The sequence below is a fragment of the Tunicatimonas pelagia genome (assembly GCF_030506325.1).
Taxonomy (GTDB): Bacteria; Bacteroidota; Bacteroidia; order Cytophagales; family Cyclobacteriaceae; genus Tunicatimonas; species Tunicatimonas pelagia.
Window position 1 is genome coordinate 4,641,770 of record NZ_CP120683.1, and the last position, 22,578, is coordinate 4,664,347.

The 22,578-nt window shown below is 46.4% G+C and carries 17 protein-coding genes and 1 pseudogene; 12 read left to right on the plus strand and 6 right to left on the minus strand.

The features are described 5' to 3' along the window. Positions 1-218: 218 nt before the first annotated feature. On the plus strand, positions 219-4,547 hold the full coding sequence (locus P0M28_RS19930; RefSeq protein WP_302204532.1) for a S8 family serine peptidase: 4,329 nt from the start codon (positions 219-221) through the stop codon (positions 4,545-4,547). 23 nt (positions 4,548-4,570) lie between these two features. On the opposite strand, the gene P0M28_RS19935 is transcribed toward P0M28_RS19930, so the two are convergent. Continuing rightward, positions 4,571-5,080 carry a DUF4494 domain-containing protein gene (locus P0M28_RS19935; protein WP_302204533.1) on the minus strand — a complete coding sequence of 170 codons (510 nt, stop codon included), beginning with the start codon at positions 5,078-5,080 and terminating at the stop codon, positions 4,571-4,573. Between the two features lie 260 nt (positions 5,081-5,340). Between P0M28_RS19935 and P0M28_RS19940 the strand changes: the two genes are divergently transcribed. The 3 genes and pseudogenes from P0M28_RS19940 to P0M28_RS19945 all read left to right on the plus strand — a co-directional run bounded on the left by P0M28_RS19940 (position 5,341) and on the right by P0M28_RS19945 (position 9,403). Then, on the plus strand, positions 5,341-6,510 hold the full coding sequence (locus P0M28_RS19940) for a THUMP domain-containing class I SAM-dependent RNA methyltransferase (RefSeq protein ID WP_302204534.1): 1,170 nt from the start codon (positions 5,341-5,343) through the stop codon (positions 6,508-6,510). Between the two features lie 178 nt (positions 6,511-6,688). Beyond that, positions 6,689-6,919: pseudogene (locus P0M28_RS31135) on the plus strand (four helix bundle protein); the annotation flags it as partial. Positions 6,920-7,054: 135 nt separating this feature from the next. Beyond that, a complete protein-coding gene (locus P0M28_RS19945; RefSeq protein ID WP_302204536.1) occupies positions 7,055-9,403 on the plus strand; it encodes a patatin-like phospholipase domain-containing protein in 2,349 nt (782 codons plus the stop codon). Positions 9,404-9,596: 193 nt separating this feature from the next. Here P0M28_RS19945 and P0M28_RS19950 read toward each other — a convergent pair whose 3' ends face one another. The 5 genes from P0M28_RS19950 to P0M28_RS19970 all read right to left on the minus strand — a co-directional run bounded on the left by P0M28_RS19950 (position 9,597) and on the right by P0M28_RS19970 (position 16,078). After that, the gene (locus tag P0M28_RS19950; RefSeq protein ID WP_302204538.1) at positions 9,597-9,860 is read right to left on the minus strand and encodes a hypothetical protein; all 264 of its coding nucleotides are present in this window, start codon (positions 9,858-9,860) and stop codon (positions 9,597-9,599) included. Positions 9,861-9,987: 127 nt separating this feature from the next. Then, positions 9,988-10,404 carry a hypothetical protein gene (locus tag P0M28_RS19955; protein ID WP_302204540.1) on the minus strand — a complete coding sequence of 139 codons (417 nt, stop codon included), beginning with the start codon at positions 10,402-10,404 and terminating at the stop codon, positions 9,988-9,990. 32 nt (positions 10,405-10,436) lie between these two features. Continuing rightward, the gene (locus tag P0M28_RS19960) at positions 10,437-11,879 is read right to left on the minus strand and encodes a SusD/RagB family nutrient-binding outer membrane lipoprotein (RefSeq protein WP_302204542.1); all 1,443 of its coding nucleotides are present in this window, start codon (positions 11,877-11,879) and stop codon (positions 10,437-10,439) included. Positions 11,880-11,886: 7 nt separating this feature from the next. Further along, complete coding sequence (locus P0M28_RS19965; protein ID WP_302204543.1) at positions 11,887-15,024, minus strand: SusC/RagA family TonB-linked outer membrane protein; 3,138 nt, start codon at positions 15,022-15,024, stop codon at positions 11,887-11,889. Positions 15,025-15,295: 271 nt separating this feature from the next. Beyond that, complete coding sequence (locus P0M28_RS19970) at positions 15,296-16,078, minus strand: TerC family protein (protein ID WP_302204545.1); 783 nt, start codon at positions 16,076-16,078, stop codon at positions 15,296-15,298. A 157-nt stretch (positions 16,079-16,235) separates the two neighbouring features. On the opposite strand from P0M28_RS19970, the gene P0M28_RS19975 reads away from it, so the two are divergent. From P0M28_RS19975 to P0M28_RS20010, 8 genes are all read left to right on the plus strand, one after another. Further along, positions 16,236-17,168 (plus strand): 1-phosphofructokinase family hexose kinase, encoded by a 933-nt coding sequence (locus P0M28_RS19975; protein WP_302204547.1) that lies wholly within the window; start codon positions 16,236-16,238, stop codon positions 17,166-17,168. Beyond that, the gene (locus P0M28_RS19980) at positions 17,147-17,689 is read left to right on the plus strand and encodes a GNAT family N-acetyltransferase (protein WP_302204549.1); all 543 of its coding nucleotides are present in this window, start codon (positions 17,147-17,149) and stop codon (positions 17,687-17,689) included. Before P0M28_RS19975 ends, P0M28_RS19980 begins: the two co-directional genes overlap by 22 nt. Before the next feature lie 299 nt (positions 17,690-17,988). Further along, a complete protein-coding gene (locus tag P0M28_RS19985; protein ID WP_302204551.1) occupies positions 17,989-18,348 on the plus strand; it encodes a hypothetical protein in 360 nt (119 codons plus the stop codon). A gap of 30 nt (positions 18,349-18,378) precedes the next feature. Continuing rightward, the gene (locus P0M28_RS19990) at positions 18,379-19,002 is read left to right on the plus strand and encodes a TetR/AcrR family transcriptional regulator (RefSeq protein ID WP_302204553.1); all 624 of its coding nucleotides are present in this window, start codon (positions 18,379-18,381) and stop codon (positions 19,000-19,002) included. Between the two features lie 162 nt (positions 19,003-19,164). Further along, positions 19,165-20,124, plus strand: coding sequence for an NADH-quinone oxidoreductase subunit B family protein (locus P0M28_RS19995; RefSeq protein ID WP_302204555.1), 960 nt, complete (start codon positions 19,165-19,167; stop codon positions 20,122-20,124). 19 nt (positions 20,125-20,143) lie between these two features. Then, positions 20,144-21,736 (plus strand): nickel-dependent hydrogenase large subunit, encoded by a 1,593-nt coding sequence (locus P0M28_RS20000; RefSeq protein WP_302204556.1) that lies wholly within the window; start codon positions 20,144-20,146, stop codon positions 21,734-21,736. Positions 21,737-21,783: 47 nt separating this feature from the next. Further along, positions 21,784-22,281 (plus strand): hydrogenase maturation protease, encoded by a 498-nt coding sequence (locus tag P0M28_RS20005; protein WP_302204558.1) that lies wholly within the window; start codon positions 21,784-21,786, stop codon positions 22,279-22,281. Beyond that, entirely contained in the window at positions 22,263-22,577 is a 315-nt protein-coding gene (locus P0M28_RS20010; protein ID WP_302204559.1) for a hypothetical protein, read from the plus strand. Before P0M28_RS20005 ends, P0M28_RS20010 begins: the two co-directional genes overlap by 19 nt. Position 22,578: the final 1 nt, after the last annotated feature.

A 22,578-nucleotide genomic window follows, 5' to 3' on the forward strand; every position in this document is an offset into this window, starting at 1 on the left:
TTGAAGTGTTAAGGTGTTATAGTTCTTGGTACTATGGTATTTATTGCATACTGTTGATGTTTCAGCGTAGAGCTGATAATTTAACACCCTAACACTTTGAACATTCATTTTACCACCAAATGTGTCATGTGTAGTATTTGACGTAAAGAGCCAGATTCGCTAGGCATTACTGACCCAATTTTCGCTAGTAAAGAGGGGAAGCAATGTAGTAGTGGGTCATGATGATTTTTGGGCGAATCGGTTATCAACCATTCATTTTTCTTTTCTTTATTGGTTTTTTTCTAGCGAAGGTCAACGCTACTCAGGCGCAATCCCGAACTTTTCGCTTACCTACCGGAATTTCGGAAGCAGATTATTTGCCGGGTGAAATTGTGCTGAAAATACGCTCTCAGAGTAGTCCCAGCACCCGCACTGCACGGTCATCGTTGTCGGTGCTACGGCAGGTTAGGGAGATTACGCAGACACAGCAAATCACTTCGGTGCTCGACCAACCATCTAGAGTAGCCCCTCTCGCTCGGCAGGAGCCAACGGCTCAAATCTACCGCCTGCATACTGAGCGAGACGTAGTAGCCACTATTAACCAATTGCTGCAACTAGGCGAAGTAGTATACGCCGAACCGTATTACCTGCTAAAACCACTGAACGAATACATTCCTAATGATCCCGAGGCCGCTAAAAATGGGCAGCAACGCTATCTGGAATCAGTGCAGGCCTACGAAGCCTGGGCTATTGAACGCAGTAATTCTGATATGCTCATTGGCTACCTGGACACCGGAGTAGAATTTGGTCACCAAGATTTGACTGATAATCTGTACCGCAACGAAGCAGACCCCATAAACGGCATAGATGACGATGGCGACGGGTATATTGATAATTACGTGGGCTGGGATTTTGCCGACAACGACAACGATCCTACGGCCGATGAGGACCCGCACGGAACAATGGTTACCGGAGTAGGTAGTGCTAGTGCCGACAATCGGGTGGGAATGGCCGGTCTGGGCTTTAATGCTTCGTATATGCCGATTAAAATCTTCCGTTCTAAGGATGGGCGGTTTGGGTTCGGCTACGAGGCTATTGCCTACGCCGCTGACCAGGGTTGTAAGGTGATTAATTTGTCGTGGGGCGGGGCTAATGCGTATTCTGAATTTGGCCAGGATATGATTAACTACGCCGTGCTGGAAAAAGATGCAGTAGTGGTAGCTGCGGCGGGTAATAGCGGTAAGCAGGAGGACTTCTATCCAGCAGCTTTTAACAATGTGCTTTCTGTGGCAATGGCCAACAATGAAGGGGGGCGAGTAGCAAATACCACCTCTAGTTACTTCGTAGACTTAGTCGCTCCGGGCAGTAGTACCTACACTACCAAAAATGATGATGGGTACGGCAGTGGATCAGGTTCCTCGTTTGCCTCCCCAATGGTAGCCGGAGCCGCTGCCCTAGTCCGGTCAAAATACCCCGATTTGAGTGCCCCTCAGGTGATGGAAATCATGCGATTATCAGCCAAAGATGTTAGCGACGTAACCGCAAACCAGGGGTACGATGAAACTTTAGGAGCCGGATTGTTACAAGCCGCTCAGGCCCTAAAACCAATAGAGTCTCCTGCACTACGCATGACAGACTTCGCCTGCCGCAACCATGCGGGGCCGTACGCTTACTACGGCGATACGCTCACCATTCGCGTAGATATGCAGAATCTACTTTCAACATCTACCGCTAACACTCAGATTATTCTGTCGTCAGTTTCCGAGTATGTAACGGTGCTAGATTCAGTATTTCGACCCGGTGCCATTGATTCTTTAGGAACTGTTTCTAATACTACGCAACCGTTTCGGGTGGTGCTTCGCGATGATTTGCCAGCAAGTGAACAACTGTACTTTCGCTTAGGCTTGGAAGATGGCACGTATCAGGATTATCAGTATTTCTTTATTGTTTCTTCGTCGAATTATCCGAGTGTCACCAAAAACGATTTGCAAATCACCGTAGGAAATCAAGGTGAAGTAGCCTTTGATCCCAGTGGTTTCTCCGTAGGCAGTGTTCGCTACCAAAACCAAGCGGTTGCTACCGAAGCCGGACTGCTAATTGGCATTGACTCCGCTTATGTTTCGGATAATTTTATCAATGATTTTACTGAGCTGAACCGTGAGCAAGATTTTCAGGCGGAAGATAATATCCGTTTTACTAAGGCGGCAGTTCCGGCGTACCAACTTCGCTCGGCCTTCTCTGATGCTAATGCAACCAATTCGCTAAGTCTTCGGGTGGAACAAACCTGGCTAGCTGATACCATCAGTACCGAAAATTATATCATATCGGAGTATCGGGTAGTAAATCGGGCCGATAGCACCCTCACTGATGTATCCGTTGGTTTATTCACTAATTGGAATTTAGATGATCGAACTGAGAACCGCACAGGTTGGGATGCTACCTATTCATTAGCCTATTCCTATAGCACCAGCGAAGAAACCTACGCCGGATTAGCTCTGCTGACAAACCAAACGGCTAATCATCAGCCGTTGAATCTGCAAAGTTTAAACGGAAATACTTCGGATATTGGGGCTGATGTTTCGGAACGGGAAAAATACGATTGGGCTGCCCAAGGAGTCAATAGCTCGCAAGCAGGTACAAACGGAGCGGGAAACGATGTAGCTCAGGTGTTAGCTGCTACGGTAGATAGCATTCTGGAGAACCAAGGACAGGTGGTGGCCTTTGCCTGGGTAGCCGGGAGCAGTTTGGCCGAATTGCAATCAGCCGCAACCAAGGCGCAAGCATTTTACGCGGACTACCAGAACGAACCAGCGTTATTAACTACTGTATTGGTTTGTACTGACAGCACCGCTACTATTCAGTTGGCCGATGATCATCGGTTTTATCAGGATGCTTTAGGTGCTACCCTACTTACTGAGGGACAAGAGCTGACAACGACTGCCATTACCCAAGATACCGCACTTTACGCAGCCTCCTTGGCCAAAGGCTACGAAGAACGAATCAAGAAGATCAATGTCTTAATTCGAGAGCCCCGAGCCGCTTTTTCAGTCATTGATAGCCTAAATCCAGGTTGGCAAAACGATACGCTATTTTTAGACGAGACAAAGAACTATGTTCTCAATTTTCAGGATGAAAGCCTGAATGCCGTAGCTTGGGAGTGGAACTTTGGCAACGGCTTTCGTAGTACGCAACAGCATCCGCAGACTACTTACATTCAAACGGGAACCTACACCGTTCAATTGACTGTAACTAGCAGCCCGGGTTGCCGATCTACACTTTCTAAGGAAATTACAGTGGTACAACGGGCTATTATGCCCCAGCTGGAGAATAAGCTCATCTGCCGGGGCGAATCGGTTAGTTTGCAAGCAACGAACACCGCTCTCATCAACGTATTTGCCGATGCTAGTTTAACTGAATTGCTGTTCGAAGGAGAACAATTTACGACTGAAGCAATCAATCAAGATGATACGTTATACGTGGTAAATGCCGCCGAAGAGTTTGATAGCCGTCCGCTACCGGTAATCATTAAGGTGTGGCAACCCGATTTGCAAATTCGCTACGCACTGGATACTATTGATCTTTCTAACAAGTATCGCCTGAACATTAGTCTAACCGGAGATACCCGGGCTATTACCCAGTACACTTGGTTGGTGAACGATATTGAGGTTAGCCAGCAAGCAGCGTTTGCCCACAATTTTTCTGATTCGCCGACAGAAGACTGGCGTTTAACATTGATCTACGAAGTAGACTCGGCAGATTTAAACTGTACGTATACGCTAGAAGAGAACATTATTCGTACCCAGGCTGAAGAGCCGGAGCTGTCGCCCGTTCGTATTTGCCAGGGTGAGGCGGTAACTGTTTCACCCGAAAATGGCGAATTGTTTTACTTTTACCCTGATGCCAGTCTTGCTACTCCAATTTACGCAGGAAGAAGGCTGCTGCTCGATTCGGTGGCCATGAATACCACCATTTACATCACCAATCTGGATGGTTTGATAGAAAGCAAGGCTACTGCGGTAAGCGTAGAAATCAATCGTTTTGCTGATTTTAAAACTTTATCGGATACTATTTATCTATCTGAACCCAATATGGCGGTATTGCAGGCATTTCCCCTGAACGAAAGTGATTCATCAATCAATTGGCAGTGGGACTTAGGCGACGGTAATTTCGCTTATCAAGCTGCTCGGGTCACTCCTCAATTTGACTCAGTTGGTGTATATCCCGTTCGGTTGCTGGCTACCCGTAGCGATGGTTGCACTAATTTAGTAAGCAAAACACTGGTGGTGCGAAACGTAGCCAGTACCCAAATTGACCCTGAAGACCGGGCGTTGAAAATTTATCCTAATCCGGTGCAGAACGTATTTTATCTGGAGAATCTACTTTGGTACCAAAAGAATATCACACTAAGTTTACTTTCCCCGGAAGGCCAGGTGGTGCTGCACCATCAACTGTTCTACGGCGAGTTTCCGTTACCAGTTGATGTACCTCAGCCACTGCGACAAGGTATCTACGTACTTCGCCTTCAGCGTGATAATAAAGTGTTCTACCGGAAATTATTGGTTCACTAGGGATATGATTAATCACGTCCCTACTACACCGACTGATCTTCGTTTACCTCAGAAAGTGGGCGATAATTATCCGGGGCTTCCTGAAATTTGGTGTCTTCTTCTTCGGGAGATTCGTAGGGAAACACTTCCACGATGGGGCTTTCTACAATTTCGGTCACCCGGAAGTCCACCAGCATATTATTCAGGCTTTGGTACATTCGGTCGTAAGCTTCCTTTACATTAGGAGCGGTAAGCAGTACGTAATTGGTGATCTTCTTCTCTGCTCCCTTTCCTTCTTCCTCCAGGGTATACACCATTTTACACCGGTGCCAGAGGTAGCTGTCTTCGTAATTAAACACGTCCGAAATTTTTGCCTTGGCTATGCCAGTCACGTAGAACTCACCTTGAATCAGCGATTCCATTTTTTCGTAAATACGTCGCTCAGCTTCAGTAAACGAAACCGCATCTACCAAATACATTTCCGATACGTTCTTCGCTTTCCCTTTCTCGTCTATTTTTTGATATTTTATCTTGCAGGTAAACCAGGTATTCATGATAATGAGTAATGATGGATGATTAATGAATGATGACTGATGAATATCGGATAGCATTATTCATCAATCATTAATTTGGGGGAAGCAAAACTACAGTTTCCTGGTTAAATCCCCGAGTGCTTTGGGCAAAATTATCAGAGAAGTTTGCTTACGACTGAATCTCAGTGGGTTGCAAGACAATTACTGAGAAGTTTGCATCAATACTAAAAATTAGTGGCGAAAACCGGGAATTCTACTGGAAATTTCCGTAAGTAGAAAGTATGTCTTACACCCGAAAAATCGTCGTTACCTGCGCGCCTCTCATCAGTCCAATCTTAGCCAAAGAAATTGAGGGGCTAAATTTACCCGTCAAGAGTATCAATCGCCTGGATGTAGAAACTGAGGGCACACTCTTAGATGCTATGCGGCTCAACCTACAACTACGAACCGCGCACCGGGTATTGTACCAGCTAAAGTCATTCACGATTAATCAGCCCAACGAGTTATATCAGGAGATTTATAATTACCCCTGGGAAAATCAGATTCCGTTGGACGGCTATTTTTCAGTGCAGTCGTATGTGAAGCACCCTACTATTTCCGACGGGAGGTTTGCCAACTTGAAAGTAAAAGATGCAGTGGTAGATCGTTTTATGAAACGGTTTGGTCGTCGCCCTAACTCCGGACCAATGAACGACCGGGTAGTGCTGTTTCTGTACTGGACGGAAGAAGAAGCTGCCATTTACCTAGATACATCGGGTGAAAGCCTGAGTAAGCGGGGCTACCGGGAAGTTACCGTGGCGGCTCCCATGCAAGAATCGCTGGCGGCGGCTCTACTGCTTTCTACCCAATGGCATCCCTCACAACCACTTATTAATCCAATGTGTGGGAGTGGTACCATTGCTATTGAAGCGGCCCTAATGCAGCAACAAACCTACCCCGGACTACTTCGGGGCAACTACAGTTTTATGCACCTTAAGTCGTACCAGAGCGGTATCTGGCGACGGCTACGGCAAGACTTGAAGCTAGACCAGCAGTCGCGGCGGGATGCCCAGCGAAATATTGTAGCTACTGACAGTAATCCAGACGCAATTGAGGCGGCTAAAAAAAATGCCCGAGCGGCGGGGGTAAGTCACCTTATTCAGTTTCAGCTAAGCGACTTTGCCGAAACTTCGGTGCCTGAGGTCAAAAAGACATCTGCTGGTAATCCGGTTATTGTTATCAACCCACCCTACGGTGCCCGACTTGGCGAAGAACGTAAACTAGAAGTGCTGTACGCCCGAATCGGGGATTTTTTCAAGCAACAAGGGGCAGGCTACTACGGATACGTGTTTACCGCTAATCGGGATCTGGCTAAGAAAATTGGCCTAAAAACCAGCCGTAAGCAAGAATTTCTCAACGGAAAACTACCTTCTCAGCTTTTAGAGTACGAATTGTATACTGGTAGCAAGTAGGGTACAGTTCTTGAAGCTAAAAGTTTAAAGTTGCAGGTTGCAAGCTTATAATTATAGGTTTTGACAGGGATGAAGAAGATTCAGGATTTTGAGGTTTGGCAAAAAGCTTCTTCTATTGCTTCTGTAATTCTTAGCCTGACTAATAAACCGCCGTTAAAAAGCGACTTTACGGTCTGCATTTTCTATCTCAAGCAATATTGCTGAAGGGTTTGAATACGACAACAATCGGGATTTTATCCGTTTTCTGAGATACGCCAAAGGTTCAGCGGGCGAATTACGAAGTCAGTTATATATTTTGCATAGCGTAAAAATGATCAACGTTCGACAGTATGAAGCAATGAGGGAAGAATTGCTTGTCTTATCCCGGCAATTATCAAGTCTGATTAATTATTTAAAGAAATATGTGTGATAAGCCATTCAATCCTCTCAAGCTAAAAATACGTAAACCTAAAACTTATAGCTTGCTAAACCCAAGACCTTTAAACGCAATCAACCAATACCTGAATCGCAGTAGGCACGTTATCAGTACACAGTGAGTAAGTTGATGAAAAATATCGTGGAGCCTTTGTATTACTCTCTTCCGGTGCAGTTGCTAATTTTGCATGTGCGGAAGAATCAATTGCTGTTGCTCTGTTGGGTATTGCTTATCTCCATTGTTATTGGTCAGTTCGGGAAAAGCTTGGGTATTCCCTACCTCTTTCTTGACCCGGAATACCTTGGGCAGGTTAATTTTTTTAGCTTTTTGTGGGTAGGTATGGCCTTTGGCGGATTTACAATGGCTTATCATATTACCTGCTATATTCTGGACGGCCCTGGCTTCGGATTCGTAGGTACCCTATCGCGCCCCTTCGCAAAATTTGCGCTAAACAACAGCCTGATTCCTCTTTTCTTCTTGAGTATTTATCTTCTTTGCCTAATCAACTTTCAGCTAGCCAACGAATACAATAACTTCTTGGGAATTGCCGAAAAGATGGCTGGTTTCTTCGGTGGACTGGTACTGATTGTTCTGTTAACGTTTGAGTATTTCCGGTGGACGAACCAAGACATTGTGCGCCTGTTGGCTTCTACCGTAAACCGAAAACTGAAAAAAGTGCGTTTTTCTCGGGTTCGTATTATGGGTAACTGGAAAGAAACGAAGAAAGGGGGGCGAAGGGTAGATAATTACCTGGATTTAAGACTACAGTTGCGAAAAGCACCAGTGGTTCAACACGATAAATCGCTGGTGCTGCAAGTATTTAACCAGAACCATCTCAATTCGGTAATTATCGAGTTGTTTATTTTTGCGCTGATTCTGGTACTGGGCATCTTCAGTAGTAATCCTCTGGTGCAGATTCCTGCTGCTGCCAGCATTTTGCTGTTCATTACGGTTATTCTGATGATGGCCGGGGCAGTTTCATTCTGGCTGAAGGGGTGGGCTACTACTGCGGTTATTGTTAGTTTTTTCTTACTAAATATATTCGTGCGCTACGAGTGGGGCGAAAATTCGTATCGGGCGTTTGGCTTAGACTATGCCACCGTAGAGACTGAATATTCGCTCAATCGTCTGAAAGCCCTGAACGATACCAGCTACTACCACCAGGACTACCAAGCTACTAAAAAGATTTTAGATACATGGTATGAGCGCATGTACGACCAGTACGCTTACAGTGCCGAATATCGTCCGAAGATGGTGCTGGTGTGTACCAGTGGCGGTGGGCTTCGCTCGGCGATGTGGACCACCGTGGCACTACAGCACGCCGATAGTGTTACTGACGGAAGGTTAATAGATCATACCCGGCTATTTACCGGAGCTTCGGGTGGGCTAATTGGGGCAGCCTATTTCCGGGAGCTGGCGTGGCAAGACCAGCGAAAGCAAGTGAAGCCAAATTTGCCTATTGTGCTAGCTCGTAACAATACGTCGGAACAGCCATCTATTTACGATCCTTACTACGCCCAGCTAATTGCCCAAGACAATCTAAATCCGATTATATTCACCTTGCTGGTGAACGATCTGATGGTGCGTAACCAGACTTTCTCGTACGGAGGGTTTACCTATACTAAAGACCGAGGCTACGCCTTTGAAGAACAATTCAATAAGAATACCCATCATTTGCTGGATAAGCAACTAAGCGATTATCGGGTACCGGAACAAAATGCCGAGATGCCGATGATAATACTCACTCCGGCTATTGTGAACGATGGCCGTAAGCTGTACATCTCGCCTCAGCACGTTTCGTATATGCACATTCGGTTACCTCACGAAAATCGTAGCCACCGGTCAATTATCAAAGGGGTAGATTTTCGCCGATTACTACATCAGCAGCACGCCGATAGCTTACGATTTTTAACCGCTCTACGAATGAATGCGGCATTTCCGTACGTAACTCCCAACGTTACTTTACCCACCTCACCGGCTATTCAAATCATGGATGCGGGCATGACTGATAATTTCGGTATTTCGGATGCGCTACGGTTTATGTTTGTGTTTCGGGAATGGATTAATACTCACACCTCAGGAGTGGTGTTACTGAACATTCGCGATTCGGAAAAGATTGAGGATGTTAAAGCGCCGAACAGTGCCTCACTTATTGAGCGCATGGTAGCTCCGTTCCGCTTCTTCTACGACAATTTATTCAATATTCAGGATATTAGTAACGATGACCGGATTGAACTAGCCCAATCGTGGTTGGATGTAGATATGCACAGTATTTATCTGGAGTATACCTCGGAGGTACCCAAGAGCTGGAAGTTGCTGAACCCTGATCGGAGTACGCTAGAACGCCCCTCGTTAAGCTGGCGACTTACCAGTCGAGAGAAGAATAATATTTTCGAAAATATCGGTCATCCTAAAAATGTAGCAGCACTGAATGAGCTAAAAAAGCTGCTAGCTACCGAAAAAACCAAAAATGAATGAGTGAATGACCCTATTGTTGGGGTTTGGGAGTTAGGGATTAGGTGTTGGAAGTTGGAAACCGGAAACCAGAGCGGTAGCTTCGCCTATTCGATCCCCGCCGGGACCGAAGACCGGAAAAGATAGCATCTTTGTTAACTACTTGTTCTATTAATTATCACTCACTATCCATTATCAATTTTCCATTGTACACTGCTCACTGCCCATTGTTCATTGGCTCTTGCACTACTTTTTGCACTTTCTGTAAATCGGTAGAGGCATCTACCATCAGGTGCCAGCTTACTTGTTTTCCATTTTCCATTGATTCGTAAGCCAGTCCTTTATCGGTAGCAATCACTCGACATTTACCCAAATCGTAGCGTAACGACTGGACTATATCGCCCTCGCTGATAGGATTATTGTTGAGATCCGCCAAAACCGGAGTGTGAGTAGTCTGTTTCTTCTTGAAAAATCCGAACATGAATAAGCACTTGATTAAATGGTTGTTTCTACGGAATACGTTGGTGACAAGTTAGCACCCAACCTGAAAAAGAGAGTGCCAGAGTCATCTGCACTCTCTTCATCAATTATTACCTCTTGTAAGGCATCTATTGTACAGTTAGCTCAACCCGCTCTCGTTGCGGGAACTCTCGCTGAGTACGAAGTAGCATATCTAATGTGACCACTGTGCCACTGTCTAAAGCGGGAACCGTATAACTCACCGTCCGGCTAACCTCACTGCCGGAATTAGCTGATGATTCGTCTAGCTGAGTAAGTGCAGTAAAATCGCCGTTCCCAATTTGTTCTAGTATTTCAATTTGGGTAGCGGGATCGTCTACCGGGTTTACGTAGTTGATAGAGAGAGTAACATTTTCGCCCGGCTGGGGTTCATCGTTGCTCAAGCTGTACTCTACTACGGTGGCAGTAGAAGTCCCTACTGTTTGTAGACCGGGAAGCTCCTCGTTTTCTTCACACGCCATCACTAGAACAAAGAACGTAAGGAGTAAATATGTTATTTCTTTCATGATTATACCAAATTTTAGGTTCATCGTCTATTCTACTGATCCCACCACAAGTTATCAGCCAGCGAAACCTCGGGAACATTTTGCCCATTTCGGGTGATTTCGGAATCGGGGTAGATCAATCGTCGAATAAACTGACTATTGAGTTCGGGGTTGTGGTTCGCCGGAAGTGTCATGCCCTGGTATTGATAATCGTAGCGGCGGGCATCTACCCAAGCCTCTGGGTGCAGAAACATAGCAATATGCTTCTCCTTATAGATAAGCTCTTCTGTCAGATTATCAGCACCCACCGCTACTGCTGGAGTACTTAGGTAAGCTTCAATTGCTTCCTGGCTGATACCCCCATCCTCTTCGTCAATATTAATTTTTGTCATGTGCGCCCGAATACCTTCCAGATAAGCCGAATAAGCCCGCGCCCGGTCACCCGCATCCAGGGCAGCCTCGGCTTCTATGAACTTCTGCTCAAAGTAGGTAAACACCAGTATCGGGGCGGTTTCTTCGGTATAGAATTTTCCGGTGACCAGCGTAGAGCGGGCTCCTTGCTCGGGAGCATCCCCTCGTCCGGCTCCGTTAGGAGTCCCGATGAACTCCCCAGCATCAGTAGTATCGTACATCAGAATCTGACGAGGATCTACGTAGCCGAAGGTCGTACCATCCATTGCTTCCACCATTTGTTCCGAAATCCACCCGCCGAGGATCAGGTTCGCGTTACTATTCGCCACCGACCACCAGGGGTTTCTTTCTTCCTCGAAGTACGCAACCTGAGCATCGTCTCCACTGCTAGCTAATCCCTGATCTATCTGGGCAAGTACTGCTTGGGGGTCGTACTGGTCAGTCTCACTGAGGTGCAATAAGTATCGAGCTTTTAGACCGTGAGCTAGTTTCAGCCAACGATCGGTATCGCCGCCAAAGATAAAGTCATCGTTACCGATCGTCGCAGTTGATCCCTCTCGTTGTAACTCAATAATTCCCTCATCCAGCAATTGTTGAACCTCGGCGTATAAGGTTTGATCATCATCGTAAGCTGGGGTGAGGGTTTCGGCGAAGAAAGCTTCCTCGTAAGGAATATCTCCCCAAGCGTCCAAAGTCATCGCTAGATTTAGTGCTTTCAAGATTTTAGTTGCTCCCAAATATTCGGTAGCCCCAGCTTCTTCCGCTTGCAGTTCTAAGTCGCTTAGGTCGGTCATCACGTTGTACAAGTTAAACCAGGTATTTCCGTAAGACACCTCGTCGTGGATGTCGGTAGAACTAGCCGGGTTAGGCGAAGCCAACTGCTGCACGTAAAACGCGGTAATACCACCTAAATCCTGGACATTATTACCTGTTTCAAAAGTAGTGCTAGTCATCAAACCCGTCAGCGGAGCTACGGTTGGGTTGTTCGGGTCGGTATTAATGTCTAGGTAATCTTCGCAACTACTGACGAAGGCGATCAGCCCAACCAGCAAGCTGCTTTTCAAAATATATTGTAAGTACTTCATCACTATTTTAGAGAGTTAGGTTCAGGGTGAAAATCAAGCTATGTACTCCAGGGTAGCCTAGTCCGGTAAAGCCAGTAGCATTGCCACCTGCTCCGGCACTAAATGACTCGGGATCGAAGCCGTTCCAGGGAGTCCAGAGGATAACATTATTGACCGTCGCTTTGAAACTAGCGGCTGACAGCGGAGTACGGTCTAGCCAATTGGCAGGTAATCGGTAGCCCAACGAAAGGTTGCGGAGCTTGACAAAAGAAGCATCCTGCACAAAATTTTCGGAAACGCCCCGGTAGTAATTGCGGTAGAACCCGGCACTGTAGTTCCGGCCTTCCGGGCCAATCCCCTGCCCCATCCAGACTTCCTGAGTATTGGGCGATCCATCTTCCAGCACTCCATCAAAAACCACCACATCGTTACGGTTTAAGGAATAGTCCAGTTTTCCAAAGGCTGAATAGAAGTTACCGAACTGATTGTACTGATCAACACCTACCCGGGCATCAATCAGAAACGATAAATCCCAGTTTTTGTAACTAAAACTATTCCGAAGTCCACCGAACCAGTCAGGTTGAGAGTTGCCTAAAATCAACTGTTCGCGATTGATCGCGGGAAAGCCCGCATTGTTGCCAGAACTGTTGATAACCAAGGGGCGATCAGCATCTAAGACTTGTAAGTCTTCGGGGGCTCCGTCAGCGTAGTAGCGTTCGTAACTTCGTCCGTACAAATTACCGTAAGCATCCCCCTCGATCAAACGCATAGTCACTGTACTACCTGCGTATCCAAATTGGTCACCCAACACAATGGTTTCAATCCCTTCCCGAATCTCTATTACCCGATTACGGTTACGGGTAAAGTTGACCGATACATCCCATGAGAAATCGGGGGTTTGAATTGGAGTGCCGCTTAGTACCAGCTCAATACCTCGGTTTTCAATTTCCCCAGCATTGGTGGTAAACCGGGTAAAGCCCGTGGCATTAGATACCGGAACCGGAACAATCTGGTCGCGACTGTTTTGTTGATACCAGGTAAAGTCTAGCGAAAGTCGATTGTTCAGAAAGCGTAAATCAGCCCCGAGTTCTACCGAAGCAGTACGCTCAGGTTTCAGGTTAGGGTCACCGAACGCACCATTACGGGTGAACCCTACTTGGCCATCCAGCGGAAAAATTGGTTCGCCCCCGCTGGTAGGTTGCGTATACGTAATTCCGGTAGCGTAAGGAGGGGCATCTTTACCTACCTCAGCATAGGAAGCCCGAAACTTTCCGTAGCTCAGAAAATCAGGAACATCCAGCACTTCGGTGAAAACGACTCCTAAATTAAATGATGGATAAAAAAACGAGCGATTATCTACAGGTAGTGTTGATGACCAGTCATTCCGTCCGGTAATGTTTAAATACAGGAAGTTGTCGTAGTTTAATAACAGGTCACCGTACACTCCCACCAGACGTCTCTGGCTTACGCTGTACTCAGTAACTAACTGGCTGGTGTTGCTTAGATGAAAAAACTGAGGAATGAGAAAGTCATCACCTTGAGAACGAAGCTCATTACTACTTCGGTCAAATACATCATTACCCAACCGTAACGTGGTTTCTAGCTTCTCGGCAAAGGTATGGTTAAATGTAAAGTTTAGCGTGGAGTTAATATCTCGGCTGTTAATTCTTCGTTCTTCAATAAACCCTTGGTCGGACAGAGCTACTTCGCCCTCAATGCCTAACGGCCCTGGTAAAACCTGAGTTCGTTGGTCGCTGTAGTAGTCGGTACCAATACGATATAAAATACTAAACCAATCGGTAGGGCGATAATTTAGGCTAAGGTTTCCGATCGCCCGGTTTACGTTATCCTCGTAAGTAGCGAAGCGGGCATCGTATATCGGGTTATTATTCCCGTAAGTTCGCATGGTTCCGTCGGGATTGATGTAGTCAGTCACATCTTGGGTATTCGCCCAATACATTTGCCGTTCCATAAATCGGTCATGAGGCACCCGGTTACCACCCGAATTGATGTAGTTGATAGAGCCTGTCACATCTAATCGGTCGCCCATATTCACGGACCCCGAAAGTTTGGCCGAAGTTCTTCCCCAATCGCTAAATGGAATTACCCCTTGTTGATCAAGATTAGCGAAAGAAGCATAAAAGGTCGCGTTCTCATTACCACCCGATACGCTGACAGTATTATCAACTTGCAATCCAGTTTCCATTGAGTTCCGGGTGTTGTCGTAGAATCGATGTTCAGGATCAAGTACTTGAACCTCAGAAATGGGGGCACCCCAACTCGGCCAGAAACTGGTGGGTTGATAGTTGCCGGAAAACCCCTGTCCATACTGCTCCTGAAAGTCAGGGTACCGATTGACCTGCTCGAAACCGACGGTACTGTTGAGATTTACCCGCACTCTTCCGGCTTCTCCTTTTTTGGTGGTGATAATTACTGCACCGTTGGCCGCCCGTACTCCGTACAGGGCTGTGGCTGCCGCTCCTTTTAGTACATTGAGTGATTCAATGTCGTTAGGATTTAAATCAGCTACCCGGTTACTAGCTCCTCGGGGTGTGTTTCCTGTTCCAGACTCAATGGTGCTGTTGTCAATCGGTACGCCATCCACTACGAATAGCGGTTGATTGTCTGCGTTAGGATCAAGAGAAGTAATTCCTCGGATGATGATTCGGGAGCTCATTCCAGGGGCTCCGCCCGAGTTGGTGATTTGTACTCCGGCGACCCGACCTTGTAAGGCATTTACCAGATTAGGCTGTTGAGCTTCCTGCAATTCTTCGGCCTGTAACTCCTGCACCGCGTAGCCTAAAGCTTCTTTTTCTTGCTCAATACCAAAAGAGGTTACTACGATTTCATCTAGTTGGGCTACATCAGAGGCTAGGCTCACATTCACTTCAGAACGATTGCCTACGGTTTGCTGCTGAGCTTCGTAGCCGATGAAGGAGAATACTAACATGGCATCGTCAGAGTCTACCGAAATACGGTAGTTTCCCTCAATATCGGTGACCGTACCGGTAGAAGTGCCCTGTAATAGCACGTTCACCCCCGGTAGGGTTTCTCCGGTTTCATCGGCAGTAACGGTGCCGGAAACCGTGCGCGACTGGGCAAAGCTTGAAGCGGAGCAAAGTCCTAGTAAAGCCAGCCCAAAAAGTAAGTAGAAGAATTGTTTCATACAGTACATAAAGGAAGGTTAAACATAAAAGTAGCGTTGATTGAAAGAAAAATGAGAATCTCAAATTTATTGACAATAACTTAGAATACAAGTGATTGTCGGCCTATGAAGTGAATCATTGTGGTTGAATATTACAGGCGAAAAGTAAAATTTGATTCTTGATTAGCCCTTGATGTACCTCAGGGATACATCTGAATATCAATTGATTGAAAACAAAAAAGGAAAACCTCTTGGCTTCCCTTTCACTACTTTTATGAAAACCAAAACAGTATTAGCTTCCCTCAACAACCTTATCTTCTTTGTTTTCAGGTACAGGATGCATTCGCTGACCGCGTAACTGTACGGGATTTCTTTTCTTTCGCAGCTTCATATTAAGCACCTCTACCAGTAGTGAGAAGCCTACGGCGAAGTAGATGTAGCCCTTCGGCACGTGGAAATGTAGTCCCTCAACGATCAGCATAAACCCAATCAGTATCAGGAATGAAAGAGCCAGAATTTGCAAGGTAGGATGCTTATTAATAAAATCGCTGATTTTACCGGCCAGAGTAATCATCACCGTCATGGCAATAACCACCGCGATAATCATAATAAGCACCTCTTCGGTTAACCCTACGGCGGTTAGGATAGAATCAAAAGAAAAAACCATATCGAGTAGAATAATCTGTAGGATGGTACCCGAAAACGATACTTTACGACCTCCACTGCTTTCGGCATGTTCTTCGCCCTCAATCTTATGGTGAATCTCGGTAGTACTTTTAGCTAAGAGAAAAATTCCCCCAGCAATCAGAATCAGATCGCGCCCACTAATCTCAAATCCTAATAAAGTAAACAGTGGTTGGGTAAAACCAATAATCCAGGTAATGCCCAGTAAAAGGCCAATGCGGAAAATTAATGCCAGAATTAGACCCAAGTTGCGGGCTTTAGCCTGTTGCTCAACGGGTAGTTTATTAGATACTATAGAAATGAAAATGATGTTATCTACCCCTAATACAATTTCTAAGAAGGCGAGCGTTAGCAAAGCAATCCAGGCTTCGCCACTGGCAAAAATTTCCATATAGTTTGGTTGGTAAGGTGACTAAAAAATCGGTAGACCCGTATAATAGTACTAGAATTGACCAAATAAGTTTTGATTTCAAAAGAAAGTGATATGTTCACAGAAGACAGAAATTACAACAATCAGCAATTGAGCCATTGAACCAATAAACCACAACATGAACATCTTAACCATCACTTTTAGCCCGGCACTTGATAAGAGTACTCAGGTAAACGGTATTAAGCCAGATTCTAAATTGCGTTGCGAAGCACCTCACTACGACCCCGGTGGCGGGGGAGTAAACGTGTCACGAGCCATTCGAAAATTAGGAGGTAATTCTCGCTGTTTGTACGTAGCCGGAGGGCCTACGGGTGATAAGCTAGAAAATATGCTGACTGAGGCCGGGGTAGAGCAGCACCGAATCCATTGCCAAAGCTGGACCCGCGAAAATTTTGTTGTAGTTGATACTCTGCACGAGCATCAGTATCGCTTCGGGATGCCCGGCGACCCACTGAGCGAAACCGAATGGGAGCAAATACGGAAAGAAATAAAGGCGCAGTTACCTTCGGCAGATTACGTGGTTGTGAGTGGCAGTTTGCCACCCCATTCGCCCGTAACCATTTTTGCCGAAGTAGCCCGTTGGGCGAAAGAGCAAAATGTTCGTTGCATTGTAGATACCTCTGGAGAAGCTTTGCTCAGGGCGGCTGAAGAAGGAGTGTATCTATTAAAGCCAAATCTGGGCGAACTAAGTGCGTTAGCTGGGCAAGAAAAAGTAGTAGGGCTAGAGCAAGAAAAATTAGCTCGACAGCTCATCAACAACGGAAAATGTGAGATAGTAGTGGTTTCGCTCGGGCCTCGGGGGGCAATGCTAGCTACGGCAGATACTATTGAGTACGTGGCCGCTCCCACCGTTCGGAAAAAAAGTACGGTAGGGGCAGGCGATAGCATGGTGGGAGCAATGGTGCTTCAACTATCGCAGGAAGCTTCTTTGTTAGATGTAGTGGGTTACGGCGTGGCGGCCGGAACAGCCGCCACCATGAACGAAGGTACCACCCTCTGCCATCAAGAAGATGTAGAACGACTGTATCAATGGATCAAAAACCGAAGCTAAGTCCGGTTCGCCTGGATTTGGGCGATATTCTATTGCGTCCTTGGCAAGCGGGCGACGAGCCTTCATTGGCTCGACATGGTAATAACTATCAGATTTGGAAAAATGTACGGGATCGATTTCCTCATCCGTATACATTAAAAGACGCCCAGATCTGGGTTCAGATAGCAAATCAAGATCCAATGGCAATCAACTTAGCTATCGTGATTGAGGGACAGGTGATTGGTGCTGTAGGGGTGGTTTTTAAGGATGATGTGTATCGCCGTACGGCTGAGATTGGCTACTGGCTCGGCGAAGCCCACTGGGGGCAGGGAATCACTACCCGCGCCGTGCAAGCTCTTTCGGATTACGTGCTCAAGCATTTTGATGTTTGTCGTTTGTACGCTGGGGTGTTCGAGTATAACCTGGCTTCAGGCCGGGTGCTGAAAAAAGCAGGTTATCATCTGGAAGCTCGCCTTCGCCAAAGTGTAACCAAAGAAGGGCGCACGGTTGATGAACTGATCTACGTTCGTCTGGCAGAGTGAAAAAGCCGGAGACCGGAGGCCGGCCGCTGTGGAACAGAGACCGGAGACCGGAGACCGGAGACCGGAGACCGGAGACCGGAATTTAAAATTGATCTTCTGAAGATCGTAATCTAGTAATGAATAATTTCCAAGCCCCAAGCCCCAAGCCCCAAGCCCCAAGCCCCAAGCCCCAAGCCCCAAGCCCCAAGCCCCAAGCCCTGGTGCAATCAGCCATTCGCTCATTAAGTGATTTGTGAAATAATTCAGAACTCAATTTTATTTCTCTATATTACCCCTTAGGTTAGTAAATCTGTTTTTAGATGAACGGTGATTTTTATTTGGACGGACAAGCGTATCAAGAAATGCTAGATGCCTGCAACAACCTTCACTTTACTGAGATAGTGGGTGGGGTGGTAGACTTTAATCTGTTGTACGATGATTATTGGTTACAAGACTCCGCTGTTATCGAGAATATTAAGTTTAACCGAGGGGAGTGGGAAGTGTACCTTGTATTTGCCCACTACAAAAATCCTTATCGACTAATTAAGCGCAAGATCACCAGTTGCTTTTGTCAGTCTAAGGCCGAAACTTGCGCGTACTATATGAAGCGACTGGCCGCTAAAGACCAGCGGGGAACCCTAAAAGTGGATAAAAGCCTGTTTCAATACAATGGTAACTGATAAAGGAGCCGAATACGATTCTCCAGCTCAATGACTGCTACTAAGCAAAAGATTATTCAGACGGCTACGTTGCTTTATAACGCCCACGGAGTAGCCTCAGTGAGACTTCAGCAAATCGCTGACTCAGCCGAATTAAGCATTGGTAACGTAGCCTATCATTTCAAAAATAAGGATGCTATTACGCTGGCAGTATTTCATTATTTGTCTAATGAAGCAAAAGAAATTCTCAAGCTATTCCGGAAAACCCCTGATCTTTTAGATTTTGATCAGCAGCTAAAGGAGTGGTTTTACTTTCAACGGCATTACGCATTTTACTTTACGGACAACTCGCCTTGGCCCAACCAGGAGTTATTGCACCCCCGAGAGCAATCATTTTCCCGATTAGTGTTTCAAGTTCAAAAGCGGTTCGATTTTCATATCAAACGCGGTATTGTTTGTGCCAACAGCTCTCAACCAAACTATCAGGCGGTAGCAGAAACCATCGCAATGATTATTACCCTCTGGCCTTCGTATCGAGCGTTGCAGGGCAGATCAGTAGACAATGAGCGAGAGTATAAAAGAGACATTTGGAATCAATTTGTCCCCTACTTCACTGCTCGTGGATTAACGGAATACAATGAACTAATCCAACCTCTGTTGGCTCCGTCAGAATAATATGCCCATACTGTTCCTTATTTAGAATTGATATAGACTCTCTGAAAAGATTAGAAAATATTTTCTAATTAATAGTCTTTCCTATATATTATCAATTCGTTAAAAACAGTAGTCAAATCATAACCGCGAATTGCTACCTTTTGTCAACCAACCTACTAAATTATGATTAATGTATTGTGGCTTCAGGGTGGAGCTTGCAGTGGTAACACTATGTCATTCCTCAACGCCGAAGAACCCACTGTAGTGGAACTGGTTACTGACTTCGGCATCAACATCCTCTGGCACCCATCCATCGGCTTAGAAATTGGCGAACAAGTCTCCGATCTTCTCAAAGATTGTATTTCCAAAAAAATCCAGCTCGATATTCTTGTATTTGAAGGGTCAATTGTGCAGGGGCCTAACGGAAAAGGCACCATGAACTACTTTGCTGACCGACCGATGATGAACTGGGTGAAGGAACTCTCAGAAGTTGCCCAATTTACCGTAGCGATTGGCGACTGTGCCACTTGGGGCGGAATTCCCGCCGTACCGCCTAACCCTAGTGAGTCTACCGGAATGCAGTTCCTCAAAAAGGACAAAGGGGGTTTTTTAGGTGCTGACTACAAGTCGCAAGCCGGATTACCCGTAATCAACATTCCCGGCTGCCCGGCTCACCCCGACTGGATTACTCAAATTCTGGTAGGCATTGCCACTGGGCGGGCTAAAGATATTCTGTTGGACGACTACCATCGCCCTAAAACCTTCTTCACTGATTTCGTGCAGGCGGGTTGCCCTAACGTAAATAACTTTGCTCAGAAAGTAGATGGACACTTCGGAAAGCGCGGTGGTTGCTTATTTTACGAAGTAGGGTGCCGAGGGCCGATGACTCACGCCAGTTGCAACCGCATTCTCTGGAATCGGCAATCTAGCAAAACCCGGGCAAATCACCCTTGTTTGGGCTGTACCGAACCGGGTTTTCCCCACCACGATTTGCAGAAGGGTAGTGTCTTCAATACTATGAAGTATCTGGGGGTATTTCCGCAAGACGTACCGACTGGTCAATCGAAGCTACTGTACTACGCCCGGGCGGGTTGGGAGAAAGTATTGCCTACGAACAAAGAGCTTACCGTAACCTCAAAATAAAAACTATCAACCTATACTTATGGAATCAAAAGAATTAAATATTTCGCCCGTAGGTCGGGTAGAGGGTGACTTGGACGTGAAGGTGTACATGGAAGGCGGGGTAGTAACCCGTGCTCATACCCAAGCGGCCATGTTTCGGGGTTTTGAGAAGATTATGCAGGGTAAAGACCCTCAGTCGGGCCTAATCGTCACCCCGCGTATCTGCGGGATTTGCGGTGGCTCTCACCTCTACTGTGCTTCCTCTGCCCTAGATACTGCCTGGAAAACTCAGTTATCTCCTAACGCATTACTACTTAGGGCCATTGGTCAGGCAACCGAAACCATCCAGAGTATCCCTCGCTGGTTTTACGCCATTTTCGCTACTGATATGGCAAATAAGAAGTTTGCCAGCAAGCCTTTGTATCAGGAAGTGGTAAAGCGGTTTGCCGCTTATGTAGGCACGTCCTTCCAGAAGGGAGTAACGGCCAGTGGTCGTCCAGTAGAAGTGTACGCTTTATTTGGTGGACAGTGGCCCCACTCCAGCTACATGGTGCCCGGTGGGGTAATGTGTGCTCCAACGTTGAAAGACATTACGCGGGCACATGCTATTATGAATCAGTTTCGTAATGATTGGCTAGAACCGGTTTGGCTGGGTTGTTCAATCGAGCGGTACCTTCAAGTGAAATCTTGGGATGACCTGATGGCTTGGGTAGATGAAAACGAGTCGCAACGTAATAGTGATTTAGGCTTGTTCATTCGGGCTTCGTTAGAATTTGGATTAGACACCTTCGGTCAGGGAGTAGGCAAGTACTTGGCTTTCGGCACGTATTTGCATAAGGACAGATACAACCGTCCAACAATTGAAGCACGTAACGATGCACTGATTAGCGCGGGTGGTTTCTACGATGGTGAAAATTACCATGCCCTCGATCATATGCAAGTTTCTGAGCACGTACAGCACACTTGGTTTAAAGATCACGCTCCACTACATCCGTGGGAAGAACCTATCCCCACTCCGGTAGAAACGTCTACTATACTAACCGAAACTGATTTCGACGGAAAGTATAGTTGGTCTAAATCGCCCCGGTACATGGAACACGCTGCCGAAGCTGGGCCGCTATCGCGGGTAATTATGGCAGCCAATCCGGCGAACCTGGAGCACCAAAACCGTGATCCATTGTTCGGGGACATTATGAAGGAAAAAGGCCCGAGCGTATTCACTCGTACCTTAGCCCGGATGCACGAAGCACCGCGCATCTACGAGTATATCAACGAATGGCTCGGACAAATTGATCTGGATGCGGAATTCTACATCAAGCCGGAAGAGCGTGACGGCAAAGGCTGGGGAGCTACCGAAGCAGCTCGCGGAGCATTAGCGCACTGGATTGAGATCAAGAATGGTGTAATTGAAAACTACCAAGTAGTAGCCCCTACTACCTGGAACGTAGGTCCGAACGATGGCGAAGGTAAACCTGGCCCGATTGAGGCGGCTTTAGAAGGAACTGAGATCGAAGATGCCCACGATCCGGTAGAAGTTGGCATGGTCGCCCGATCCTTTGATTCTTGTCTGGTGTGTACCGTACACGCCCACGATGCTAAGGACGAAAAAGAGTTGGCTCGTTTTAAACTGTAGTTTTGTAGCGGAAGATTTTCTTTTAACAAGAAGTAGTGAGTATGACTATGACGGGAAGCACCGCTCACCGCATCGCTATCATGGGTTTCGGAAATCCAGTACGGAGCGACGATGCGGTGGGAACTTACGTAATTCAGCAACTTCAGCGTATGCTTTCCGATAGGAAAGACGTTAGCCTGTTTGATATGGGTACCTCCGCTTTTGAGGTGCTCTTTCAATTGAAGGGGCATCAGCAAATTATCTTGGTGGATGCAGTAGTCAATACAGGTGATCCGATAGGAACGCTATACCGGGTTCCGGCCGAGAAAGTTCGAAAGGCACCCCAAGACGATCCTATGGTTTTTCTGCATAGTATCAAGTGGGATCAAGCCCTTTCGTATGCCAAGAAATTAATGCAGGATGAGTACCCAGAAGATATTCAGGTGTATTTGATTGCGATTGACAATACCCGCTTAGAGGTAGGTATGTCCGAAGTAGTGCAGCAAGCGGGCGACCGGGTAGTAGAATATATTTTAGAGGAGGCAACATGGACAGCATCACCCTAAAATCGTCTCATTTGTACATTCCGGGCGAGATTGCTACGAAAGTATTTGGCGATGATCCGCAAGCCTATTTGGCTTATCAAGCGGAGCGCGGTACTCTACTTATTGCCGCGGTTTCTCAACAGTGGTTCTACAAAATGCATAAGCCGAGTCAGCACCTGCTTAAAACTAGAAACTTGCAGGGTGACAAAACCATTGCCTTGCACGAAATCCTGATTGATAATGCGCTGGATAATCAGGATCGTGAGTTGGAGTATACTATGCAAGATACCTCTGGTATTTTGAAGATTAATTTGTAAG